A 12,116-nucleotide genomic window follows, 5' to 3' on the forward strand; every position below is an offset into this window, starting at 1 on the left:
CTTCTTTCCTATCATAATGGGCGTGATGACTTGATGTATCACGTCCATTTTTTCGTTCAAAACGCCCCAGAAACACCCACTTTGGTTATTTTTTAATATACCTAGCTATTATTAGACAGACTACATGACTGCAGTACAGCTAGTATCCTGCCGATATGGAAATTATATTTAGTATTCTTTTAAACGATATGTCAGCAGTTTAAAAGACACATACTCAGGCGGGTAGGATTTTGAATAAGTACAATCAAACACTGTTTAGTTCAGCGGCGAAGAACAAACCTTCGAGCGCACAGGCTATGACCAGAAACACTAGCAATAAAAAGACAAGCATCGTGATGCCTGCTGTAATTGCTGGTTTCATCTTTGCAACAGCTGCTAATGTTAGCATTGCAGAGGCTGCCGGAACGACGGTTAAAAGCCCGGACCAAGTCGAACAAGCACTAAGTGCTCTGCTTGATACGAGAAAAGGCAATGTTGATGGAGCTTTGGTAGCTCAAGTACCAACTACTTATAAAACACAAGCTGTTGCTGCACCGAAAGCAAGTGACAAACCAGATCATTCCGAGAAGTCAGTGGCTGAACTGATTATGGCTGGTTTAGCCATTACGAATGAAGCAAAGAGCGAGTTAGCGGCACAAGATGCTAGTACGGTTGAAAAGGCAAGTGTTGAAGCAAGTACGGAAAAAAGTAACGATTTCCAAGTCAAAGATATTAAAACCGAAAGTGAACTTGCGGCACTCGAGCAACAAAGTATTGAAATGGCAGTTGAAACCACCGAAGAGGCCGCTGCAACTGAAGCACAAGTTGAAGCTGTCGTCGCAGAAGCAGAAGAAGAAGTACTCACTGAAACCGCTGAGGCGCTCGTTGCTGTTGAAATTCAAGACACTGCTGAACAGGTTGAAGAAGCGGTAGTGACAGAAGTGCAAGACGTTACTGATACCACTGAGATGCTTCGTGCTGTTGAAGTTCAAGACACTGCTGAACAGGTTGAAGAAGCGGTTGTGACAGAAGTGCAAGACGCTACTGATACCACTGAGGTGCTTCTTGCTGTTGAAGTTGAGGAAACTGCTGAACAGGCTGAAGCAGCAGCTGTAGCAGAAGCGCAAGACGCTACTGAAACCGCTAAAGCCACTGTTGTCGCCAAAACAGAATTGGCAGCCAAAGACGCTAACAAGACCGAAATCCCTGCATTGCCTAAAGTTGCAGCGTCACCTGAAGTGCCTGCTTTACCAGCCATTGCAAAAACCAAACAAACACCAAAACCTGTGGAAGACAAGGTAGTCTCTCCAAGCGTTGAAAATGAAGCGGCAGAAGACGACAACTATTCAATGATTGCTGTCAGCGAAAGTGCTGAAGAAGCTAACATAGAAGACCTATCTGATAACAATGCCAACCTTTACGCTGTAAGTGAATCTAGCGAAACAGTGAAGTCTCAACAAGACACTGTTGTAGATGAGACTGTTATAGATGAGCTTGAAGCTAACGTTGAAGTTGCGGTAAGAGCAGCAGGTTGCCCTGAAACATTTAATCAGGTCGATATTCCGGTAAACGGCAAATTGTGCCAAATTTTTGCCGCTGATTACCCTGCTTCTATGATTTTATTCATCCCACAAACGCCAGAAGAGGTGGTTGAATACTACTTATCTTCATCTGTACAATTTGCCGAACCGAAAACAGTGAAGCAAAGAACAATGATCAAAAGTGCAGATAACAACACCACTTTGATTATCTCAAAAGACGGTGGTGGTACACAGGTAGATATCCTTGTAAAAGCGCCTCTTAGCTAAGAATTACCTCCCTTTCCTTCACGATTTAGAACGATTTTAATGGTTCTAAATCGTGAATGTCCTCCCAAAAGCTAACAGCTAGTTAGCGACACTCCTCATAAAAAAACACTTTCAAACTTCTGCTTGGCACAGCAATTGCTACCTCTTTGTATAAGTCAAAACACCGACTCGACGATCACGTCAAGTCAACAGACCAACTAGGAAAGAGTATGGAATTTGCGATTGTATTAGTGATGATTTTAATTGTAGTGGCTATCGTTGCAATTAAGTTCAGTGAAGATGAAGTGAGTTTCCCTTTTATGCGCAAAACGCAATTGTTCTCGCCAGTAGAGCACCAATTTTTAGATATGATTGAGCGCGCGGTTGGCAATGAGTTTAGGGTCATGTGTCGCGTGCGTCTGACAGATGTTTTGTCACTGCGACGCAACACCAACAAAAAAATGGCGAAATCAGCTCTGATCAAAGCAACGGGCAAGCAACTTGATTATGTGTTGGTGAGTAAAACCGACATGACACCTGTGCTAGCTCTCGACTTAGTGCATAATATGGGGCCCGAAGGACACAAAACTAAACGCGACTTCTTTGTCACTGGTGCTTTGGATTCAGCAGGCATACCGCATGCTCGAATCAAAGCCAGACACGGCTACAAAATTGAAGATATTCGAGCTTGTATCGAAGCAAAATTGGTCCCTTTGAGACGTCAACAGGGTAAACTACCATTGGCACCTGAACCAACAAACTCATCTCTATTTACACCATCTAAGCGCCCCACGAGACCTGTACGCTCATCTCGCCAAGTTGCAGCGTAAGTGCCTCTGAACGCATTAGTATAGTTAAGATTGTGACATCATAAAAGCGCAAGCCACTCCTTGAGTGCTTGCGTTTTAGTGTTTGCCAAGTACACTTCCCATAAAAATCAACGAGATTTCTAATGAAAATAGCAATACTCGGTGCGATGGACGAAGAGATCGCACTACTCAAAGCCTCAATCACCAATTTACAAGAGCAAAATCACGCTCACCTTACTTTTTATTGTGGCGAATTAAATGGTCACTCTGTTGTATTAGTAAAGTGTGGCATAGGTAAAGTCGCTGCCGCTGTTGCCACCAGCTTGATCATAGACCGTTTTGCGCCTGATTATGTGGTAAACACTGGCTCAGCAGGTGGTTTCGATCAAGATCTCGATATTGGTGATATTGTGATTAGCCAAGCAGTCACTCATCATGACGTAGATATTACACATTTTGGGTATAAGCTTGGTCAATGTGCTGGGATGCCTGAAAACTATGTGTGCAACGAACAGCTCATCGAGGCAGCTATCGCCTCGGCCAAATCACTTCCCGACGTTAAGACCAAAGTCGGTCTAATTTGCACAGGTGATAGCTTTATTGGCAGCGATGATGCAGCCATGGAAACCAAGCAACGCTTTCCTGAAATGACAGCTGTTGAGATGGAAGGCGCTGCGATTGCACAAACCGCATATTTGATGGGAACGCCATTTTTGGTAATTAGAAGCTTATCAGATATCGCTGGAAAAACATCCACGGTATCGTTTCAGGCTTATCTCGACAAAGCAGCAAAAAATAGCGCCAACCTCGTTATGGGTATGCTCAAAGTCATCGATTAAAATTAATGGACATATTGCTCAACATCATCACTCACCCAGCGCTTGAACCTTGGCTGATTCTGTGTGCTGTGGTTTGTTTTGAGAGAATATGGCCCTTGCCTACTAGGGTTGATCCAATGTCATTTGTTCGCTTTCTGGGCGAACGAATGGCCTCAAGAGTCAAACCAAAGACCAGTGCACCTAATAGTCAACATGTAATATCAGGTGCGCTTGCTGCGTTCATGATCATTGCACCCAACTTGGTGATCTTGATCATTTTCAGAGAGTTTGTATATTACCCAGCTCTATTTGATGCCTGCATTTTGTATGTTTGTTTGCAGTTCTCAAGCCATCTTCAACGAAGCCAACAGATTAAAAAAGCCCAAATATTGGAGAAGAAATCACTGAGTAAGTCTCTCCTCGCGCCCATGGTATTGAGAGAAACAGATATGTTATCTGAGGTAGGAGTAACGAAAGCCACAGTAGAAGGCTTGTTACTTCGCTTTCATTATCAATCTATCGTGACTTGGTTCTGGTTTATTCTTCTGGGCCCATTTACGGCGCTTACCTATCGAGTATGTTATGAGCTGCATCACAGCTGGAACACTAAACTGCCGCAGTATGAGTATTTTGGTAAGGCTGTTGCAAAATTTGTATTTATTCTGCAATGGTTGCCTATTCGACTAAGTGCATTCATTTCTGTATTCATCGCCAGAGGGGTATTGATCGTCACGTACATACGTCAACATAGAATTGCCCGTTCTATCTCCGAGACCCAGGGAGCTATTGTGCTGCGTGCATGTCATTACGCACTTGATATCAACTTAAGCGGACCCTTGTTTTATAGAAATACTAAACACAGTGACGCGAACAAATATCGCCGCACAAAATATATTGGTAAAGGTGAGCCACGAGCAATAGTCATCTCAAATACCATCGCATTGATAAATCGAATAAGCGTAGTGTTCCTTTTACTTTTACTACTATTTTGTTTAGCCTTGCATACTGCGATTACCTACTAACAAGCTTATTTTGAAGAATTCACTCATTTTTGTCATGTTTGCATGCTTTGGTTTCGCCCAAGCAAATAGCGAGGAAGACAAACGTATCATCAGCCTCTCTCCTCATCTAAGCGAAATTGTGTTTGCCTTGGAACAAGAAACATATCTCGTTGCTGTCAGTGATTTTAGCGACTATCCTTACGGCCAAGGCTGCCGAACAAAAAAATGTACCCAGCCCTTACCGTCTGTATCTAGCTATCAAGGTGCAGACATTGCTAGTATCGTTCGTTTAAAGCCAAGTATTATATTGGCTTGGGAAGGTGGGAATAAAGCACAAGACTTAGCTCGGTTAGAACAGTTAGGTTTTACTGTGTACCGATCATCACCACAAGCATTTAACGATGTCATTACCGATATAGAACGCATTGGTAAGCTCCTTAATGCAACACAGCAGGCAAGTAAACTAACAAAGCAATTAACAAGCACTCTTGCCGACTTAACTCAACAGTATAAAGACCAAAACAGTACAGCCCTTTATTATATGAGCCAGCAACCTCTAAGTGGTGTTGGTAATGACAGGTGGATAAATAATTTATTGGCCATCTGTGGTATCCAAAATATATACGCTGACACGGCAAGCTCTTTTTCACAGTTTTCGTTAGCCGACATTATTCGCAAACAGCCTTCACACATTATTGCTGCATTGAGCTTACCAATGAAAGATATTGAGCTTTTTTGGGCCGCCCACACTGATGTATTCGCACCTAGTATTATTAAAGTTAATCCAGATGCATTGCATCGCTTTACACCGAGAGTATTACCTGAATTAGCAAAGTTATGTAAATCCGTCTATCTTTAGCTATAGTTAACTTTCAAACAACAGCCCTGATAACTAGTTAAGAACTCATGGCTTATTGATAAAGTCGATACAAGGACATAAAACGATGCGTCAAAACAAACAGTCACTTTTCTTCACAATTAACACATTTCTCAAAACTACACTTAGTCTATTGATGTTCTTATCTTTTTGCGCTTACAGTAGCCAAGATATTTCACCTGATGAATTGCTAAAGATGGATAAAGGTGAACGTTTACTTCTCGATGTAAGAACCATACAAGAATACAGTGAAGCACACATTCCGAACTCAGTGAATATTCCTGTGAATGAAATCGAAACAAGCTTGGATCGTTTGTCAGAATTCAAAGACTTCCCAATTGTCGTTTATTGTCGATCTGGTTTTCGCGCTGGAAAAGCCATTAAAATGCTGGAAGAAAACGGGTTTAATAAAGTATTTCATTTAGAAGGTGACATGTCTGGCTGGCAAGAAGATAAACGCGCCGTTAACTCTTTAAAATAACAATCACTCAAGTTGCGCAGGTTCTTGTAAAGTAAGCGCGCCAATTGGCAGTAGAAACAATATATGGCAATAACTCCTAGCCAGCGTTTGATCGCTGCGGCTAGAGAAAACATAGCTCCCGCCCTTATTCTGCAATCATTTGCATTGGTGGTCGTGCTTAGTTTTTTCTACTTAGAACAAGCGAAAAGCAGTTTTGAATATGTTGCACAAATAAAAACGCAGTTTGGTATTTTATATGCAATTGTGTCCACTGCTCTTTTTGGCGGCTTTCTTCCTTTTGTATTCCTTTATTTTAAACAGAAAATAAAAACACAAAAATTTCAGCATTTTATATTTTACATCGTGGTTTGGGCATTCATGGGGTGGCTCATAGATAGTTTTTATCAACTGCAAGCTGGGTGGTTTGGAGACCAAGCAGATGCCATCACGGTAATAAAGAAAACAGCCGTCGACCAATTTGTCTTTAGTGTGTTTATTACTAGTCCCCTGCTTACCGCGCTTTACATCTGGAAAGAAAGTGGCTTTAGTTGGGCCGTCACTCGGCAGTCTCTTTCTCGGAGCTTTTTTTATAATCGATTACCAGCCACAATCATTAGCACATGGTGTATTTGGCTGCCCGCAGTGAGCCTCATATATATGATGCCCAGTAGTTTGCAGATACCCTTATTCAATTGTGTATTATGCTTTTTTGTGCTGATTATTTCTGCTTTAGATAGAGACTAACATGAAGGCAATGGACGATCATTCTCCACAAAACAAGCCAAATTAGGCCAACTTACTCTTTCTGGCTTTTATTTTCTGAAGCACAACACCGAGCACTACGCCCCAAAATGCGCCAGAGACACCAGCAAAACTCATACCCGACGCACACACTAGGAACGTAACTAGCGCAGCTTCACGATGGTCGGGTTCAGCCAAAGCGCTATGTAAGCTACTTGCTATTGTGCCTAATAAGGCTAAACCAGCTAAAGCGCTGATAAATGCCATTGGGAAGCTAGCAAATATGCCAACCATCGAAACAGCCATTAGGCCGGCGAGTATATTGAAAAGACCTGCGGAAATACCCGCAATGTAGCGCTTATTTAGATCGTCATGAGACTCTTCTCCTGTGCATATGGCAGCAGTAATCGCCGCAAGATTCAATGCAAAACAGCCAAAGGGTGCTAAAACCAACGTGACCACATTTACGCTTCCAATGAGAGGAGAGATTGCTTGATCGTGATAGCCACTCGCTTTTAGTACTGCAATCCCTGGTAAGTTTTGTGCGCTCATTGTCACTATAAACAAAGGAATACCAACACCGATAATGGTACTTAACTCAAACTCTGGCATAACAAAGTAGGGTTTAGCCATTCCCAGTCCAACGCCCTCGACTGACAGTTGCTCAGGTCCGAAGAATAGGTACAACGCACCGCTTACTAGCGTGAGGATGACCGCGTAGCGAGGTGCAAAATACTTACTTCCAAAAAAAGTAATAAGCATGAGGCCAATAAGCACCGGGGAAAGCTGAAACGACGTAAATATAGAAAAGCCGAACTTGACTAAAACACCGGCAAGTAGAGCGGCAGCGATGGGCATTGGGATCCACTGCGCCACTTTATTAAACGTTCCGGAAAGAGCAATAAGCAATGAAAGCGCAGCAACAAATAAGAAAACACCTGTTGCCTGTTCTATGCTGAGTCCTTGCAAACTAGTCGCCAATAGCGCGGCACCGGGAGTTGACCACGCAATAATAATTGGGTTTTTGTAGTACCAAGAAAGACCGAGGCAACAAATCCCCATGCCTACGCCTAGCGCTAAAACCCAAGACTCAATAAGTGCAAGCGGCAAATCCATCGCATGAGCAGCCTGCAGCACAATCGCCAAAGAACTCGCAAAGCCCACCAAAACAGCAACAAAGCCGGCACTAAAGGCCGAAATACTAAAATCTTTTAGAACGTGACTGTTATGAGCGTTATGCTTCAATCTGGCCTATTACCTATTGTTGACCTTGAGTACCTTACTTCAGGGTTATTCGAGCGAATTTCCGTTTACCTACTTGATAAACAGCCTCTCCCGCTTGTTCGATTTTGAAACGTGTATCACTCACTTTTTCGCCATCAATTTTAACTGCACCTTGCTTAATCATTCGCATTGCATCAGATGTGGATGCAACTAGGTTTGCTTGTTTCAAAAGATTACCAATAGCGATCCCGTCATCTTCTAAAGCAAATTCAAACTCTGGCATATCATCTGGAATCGCGTTCTTTTGGAAGCGCTGAATAAAGTCTTGTAGCGCAGCTTCTGCGTCCTGTTCAGTATGAAAACGAGCAATCAACTCTTGGGCTAGCGCAATTTTCACGTCTCTAGGGTTTTTACCGTTTGCTACCTCATCCTTTAGCAATTGGACTTCTTCAAGCGGTTTAAAACTTAACAGGTCGTAATAGCGCCACATCAAGTCATCAGAAATACTCATCACCTTACCAAACATTTCGGTAGGACTATCGGTAATACCAATGTAGTTATTCAAAGACTTTGACATCTTCTGAACGCCATCGAGGCCTTCTAGCAATGGCATCATTAATACTGTTTGCTGTTTCTGCCCCTGATCTTTTTGTAACTCACGCCCCATTAGCAAATTGAAGCGTTGATCGGTACCACCAAGCTCAACGTCAGCTTCTAATGCAACCGAATCCCAGCCTTGCACAAGCGGATACAAAAACTCATGAATAGCGATTGGTTGGCCATTGGCATAACGCTTTTTAAAGTCATCTCGCTCCAGCATACGCGCCACCGTTTGACTAGCCGCTAGCTTGATCATACCGGCCGCGCCCACTTCGTCAAACCACTCGGAGTTGAAGCGGATAGTCGTGCGCTCTGGATCCAATATTTTAAAAACCTGTTCCTGATATGTTTTAGCGTTCTCCAGAATTTGCTCTTTGGTTAATGGTTTACGCGTGACATTTTTACCCGTTGGATCGCCGATTAAGCCAGTAAAGTCCCCAATCAAAAAAATCACTTCGTGACCTAAATTCTGAAAAGTGCGGAGTTTATTGATCAAAACCGTATGACCTAAGTGCAGGTCTGGTGCAGTTGGATCGAATCCAGCTTTAATTTTTAGCGGCTTGCCGCTTTTTAACCTTTCAATGAGTTCTTCTTCGATCAATATTTCGTCGGATCCGCGCTTTATCTCTGCGAACGCTGTTTGCCAGTCTGCCATTACTTATTCCTGTAGTACTGAAGGTATAAAAGAACGTCCTTTATAACTTCTTAATATGATTACATTTTAATCAGCTCATTCGTTTGGATGAAGAAATTCCTCAGATTGAGGAGTAACAAACAAAGTGGAAATTGAACCTTTCCGCTGGATTCAAGACTAAAATCATTATATTCTGGTGTTTTAATAGAAAGCTATTTTACGGTCGTATGATTACGAATACAATAAAACAACTGCCAAAACCGCACCGATTTACGCTTGCCACTGTCGCAATCGTCATGCTCGGCTTCGTTTTATTCCCTGCCGACACTGTTGAAGCTTCAAGAAACCTTGAGGTTAAACAACTGCTTCCCGGCATAAAATACGATGTGCAGCTACCAAAATTAGCCTCAACAGTAGAAAGCGTTGAGCTCGAAGATGATGCGGATAACTGGCAAACTCATCAAGTAAAAAGTGGTGATACCCTCGCCAGTATTTTTTCACAACTTGGATTAAGCCCAAGAGACACTCACAATGTGAGCCGTGCTGGCAAACTAGCAAAGAATCTAGTCAAAATTAAGCCAGGCGATTTTCTCTACGTTCAAATGGATGAAGCAAAACAGTTTCAATCACTACGTTACCCTTTATCTAAAACTGAAACCCTTAGCATTAAACGCGACAGCGACAATAAACTCACCAGTGACGTTTCTGTAAAGCAGGTCGATACCCTATTCAGTTTCGCACAAGGCGAAATACGCAGTAGTTTTTGGAACGCTGGTAGTGAAGCAGGGTTAACTGACAATCAAATTATGCGCTTAGCGGGTATTTTTGGTTGGGACATCGACTTTGCACAAGAGATAAGAGAAGGCGATACCTTCAATGTTATCTATGAAAAGCAATATATTGACGGCGAGTTTATTGGTTTCGGCGACATCGTTGCGGCTGAATTTATAAACCAAGGCGAACAATTCCAAGCAATAAAATATAGCGATGGTAATTTTTACACGCCAGACGGCAGAAGCATGCGTAAGAGCTTTTTGAGAGCTCCTGTCTCATTTAAATACATTAGCTCCAGCTTTAAAAAACGTCGTTTCCATCCTGTACAAAAGCGTTGGAAAGCACACAGAGGTGTGGATTACGCTGGCAAAGTAGGCACGCCAGTAATGGCTGCAGGTGACGGTAAAGTGATTAAATCAGCTTACGACAAATACAATGGACACCACGTGTTTATTCAACATGGTGAAAAGTACACCACCAAATATTTACACTTTACAAAACGCGCTGTGAAGCGCGGGCAAACTGTTAAACAGGGTCAAACTATTGGCTATTTAGGTTCTACGGGTCTAGCCTCTGGACCTCATTTACATTATGAGTTTCTAGTCAACGGCGTACACCGCAACCCTCGTACGGTAAAGCTGCCTCAGGCTGAGCCTATCGCAAAAGATCAAGCAGCTAAATTCTCTTTGGTGGCTCAAGAAAGAGTGGAACAGTTGAATAATAACAAGCGGATAATGTTGGCGTTTAATCGGTAAACGGTGGGAGATTGACTAGCAAGCCTGGTGTTTAAGCTACCATGGCTTGCTTACGAGTGACTAAACTCAGTTTTTCTAAAGATGCTATCCAGCCATATTGCTGGTGTAACATGTCCTCTTCACGCTTAAAACCACTTTGCGTTAGCCTGATTGACGTCGTGCTGTCATTATCACAGGTGAAAGAAATGTTCACTTTAGTAATGTCGTTTGTATCTTCCCAGCGCCAAGTAAAACAAAGCTCCTCATTCAGACTGATCGCTTCATAGCTACCAATGATGGTCTGTTGGAATCCATCAGGCGATTGCAATATCAGCCGATAGTTCCCACCTTCTATGAAGTTAGACATAAACTGAGACACCATCATATTGCCAGGGGCAAACCAACGCACTAGCACATTAGGATCGTGGAATGCAGTGTATACATCGGTCAAACCTGCGTTCAGCGTTCCATTAATGGTGAAATCATACATAGTAACTACTTCGCTTATTCTATTTATCTGTGATAAAAAAGGTATCGGCATTTTTACCAAATCCTGCACCTCTATTTGCAAAAACTAAGGAAGAATTTCTGTGTTAAAACTAGCAATTATTTCTCGAGACCATAAAGCGTATCAGCAAGCCTTTGAAATATTGAAAAATAGTGAAGGCTACACAGATATTGAGCTGTTTTGGGCTAATGAACATGCTGAAGGTCTTGAACTCTCTGAAGCAAATATCGTTCTAGGCAATCCCAATATTTGTTCTAAATTTATCGACCAGTGTTCCAACTTGATCTGGTTTCAATCAACCTGGGCTGGCGTTACACCTTTGATTAATAGCACGAAGCAGGACTATGTATTAACTGGCCTAAAAGGTGTTTTTGGTGCTCAAATGCGTGAGTATGTGATGGCATATGTTTTACTGTTTCAGCGCAAAGTAGAAGCATTTATGTCGCGACAATCGAACAGCCACTGGGAACAAGAGTTACTCCCAACACTGAAGGGAAAAGTAATGGGTATCATGGGCTTGGGCGATATTGGATATGATGTTGCGCTTGCGGCTAAAGGCTTCGGAATGCAAATACATAGCCTAAATGCCCGTTCGCGCCCTGAAGTGGCAGATAAACATTTTCATTTATCCACACTCGTGGATTTCGCGGAGAGTTGCGATGTTATTGTTAATTTACTGCCGCATACACCAGACACTAATGGCATTTGCGATGAGGCTTTTTTCAATGCAACTAAACCCGAGAGCATTTTCATCAATGGCGGACGCGGCAATGTTATTGCTGATGATGCAATGCTAGTAAAGGCCTTAGACGAAGGACGATTGAAAGCGGCTGTACTTGACGTTTTCAAACAAGAGCCCCTACCACAAGAACACCCATTTTGGACGACGAAACGACTCTATATGACGAACCATACTGCTGCATCCAGTATGCACGCTTCAGTATTCGAGTTATTTACCGAAAACTTAGCCCGCTTTAGGAGTAAACAAGGCCTGATTGGCAAAGTCGACTTTAACAAAGGGTATTAGTGCTCCCTGCACTTTCGTCATCCCCGTGCATGCGTCATCCCTGCGTAGGCGGGGACCTTAGTTCTTACGTCCGCACTTGCGTCACCCCCGCACTTCCGTCATCCCCGTACTTTCGTCATCCCCGCGTAGGCGGGGACCTTGAT

At 42.8% G+C, this 12,116-nt stretch carries 12 protein-coding genes; 9 read left to right on the forward strand and 3 right to left on the reverse strand.

All coding sequences use genetic code 11. The annotated features are described in order from the left end of the window. Nucleotides 1-230: 230 nt before the first annotated feature. From RM556_RS11855 to RM556_RS11885, 7 genes are all read left to right on the forward strand, one after another. Entirely contained in the window at nt 231-1,787 is a 1,557-nt protein-coding gene (locus tag RM556_RS11855; protein ID WP_311374674.1) for a hypothetical protein, read from the forward strand. A gap of 209 nt (nt 1,788-1,996) precedes the next feature. Further along, nucleotides 1,997-2,596, forward strand: coding sequence for a DUF2726 domain-containing protein (locus RM556_RS11860; protein WP_311362887.1), 600 nt, complete (start codon nt 1,997-1,999; stop codon nt 2,594-2,596). Between the two features lie 122 nt (nt 2,597-2,718). Then, nucleotides 2,719-3,414, forward strand: coding sequence for a 5'-methylthioadenosine/adenosylhomocysteine nucleosidase (locus RM556_RS11865; protein ID WP_311362888.1), 696 nt, complete (start codon nt 2,719-2,721; stop codon nt 3,412-3,414). 5 nt (nt 3,415-3,419) lie between these two features. Next, nucleotides 3,420-4,415 (forward strand): cobalamin biosynthesis protein, encoded by a 996-nt coding sequence (locus RM556_RS11870; protein WP_311374675.1) that lies wholly within the window; start codon nt 3,420-3,422, stop codon nt 4,413-4,415. 10 nt (nt 4,416-4,425) lie between these two features. Further along, nucleotides 4,426-5,253 (forward strand): helical backbone metal receptor, encoded by an 828-nt coding sequence (locus RM556_RS11875; protein ID WP_311374676.1) that lies wholly within the window; start codon nt 4,426-4,428, stop codon nt 5,251-5,253. Nucleotides 5,254-5,338: 85 nt separating this feature from the next. Further along, complete coding sequence (locus tag RM556_RS11880; RefSeq protein ID WP_311362891.1) at nt 5,339-5,752, forward strand: rhodanese-like domain-containing protein; 414 nt, start codon at nt 5,339-5,341, stop codon at nt 5,750-5,752. A gap of 63 nt (nt 5,753-5,815) precedes the next feature. Beyond that, a complete protein-coding gene (locus RM556_RS11885) occupies nt 5,816-6,475 on the forward strand; it encodes a hypothetical protein (protein ID WP_311374677.1) in 660 nt (219 codons plus the stop codon). 42 nt (nt 6,476-6,517) lie between these two features. Here RM556_RS11885 and RM556_RS11890 read toward each other — a convergent pair whose 3' ends face one another. Both RM556_RS11890 and tyrS read right to left on the reverse strand, forming a co-directional pair. After that, a complete protein-coding gene (locus RM556_RS11890; RefSeq protein WP_311374678.1) occupies nt 6,518-7,717 on the reverse strand; it encodes a benzoate/H(+) symporter BenE family transporter in 1,200 nt (399 codons plus the stop codon). A 34-nt stretch (nt 7,718-7,751) separates the two neighbouring features. Beyond that, entirely contained in the window at nt 7,752-8,951 is a 1,200-nt protein-coding gene (gene tyrS / locus RM556_RS11895; protein ID WP_311374679.1) for a tyrosine--tRNA ligase, read from the reverse strand. Between the two features lie 206 nt (nt 8,952-9,157). Between tyrS and RM556_RS11900 the strand changes: the two genes are divergently transcribed. Beyond that, nucleotides 9,158-10,459 carry a peptidoglycan DD-metalloendopeptidase family protein gene (locus tag RM556_RS11900; protein WP_311362895.1) on the forward strand — a complete coding sequence of 434 codons (1,302 nt, stop codon included), beginning with the start codon at nt 9,158-9,160 and terminating at the stop codon, nt 10,457-10,459. A gap of 31 nt (nt 10,460-10,490) precedes the next feature. On the opposite strand, the gene RM556_RS11905 is transcribed toward RM556_RS11900, so the two are convergent. Continuing rightward, nucleotides 10,491-10,928, reverse strand: coding sequence for an SRPBCC domain-containing protein (locus RM556_RS11905; protein ID WP_311362896.1), 438 nt, complete (start codon nt 10,926-10,928; stop codon nt 10,491-10,493). A gap of 100 nt (nt 10,929-11,028) precedes the next feature. On the opposite strand from RM556_RS11905, the gene RM556_RS11910 reads away from it, so the two are divergent. Continuing rightward, entirely contained in the window at nt 11,029-11,973 is a 945-nt protein-coding gene (locus RM556_RS11910; protein ID WP_311374680.1) for a D-2-hydroxyacid dehydrogenase, read from the forward strand. Nucleotides 11,974-12,116 lie beyond the last annotated feature (143 nt).

This window comes from Alteromonas sp. W364 (assembly GCF_031846205.1).
In the GTDB taxonomy this organism is placed as follows: Bacteria; Pseudomonadota; Gammaproteobacteria; order Enterobacterales; family Alteromonadaceae; genus Glaciecola; species Glaciecola blandensis.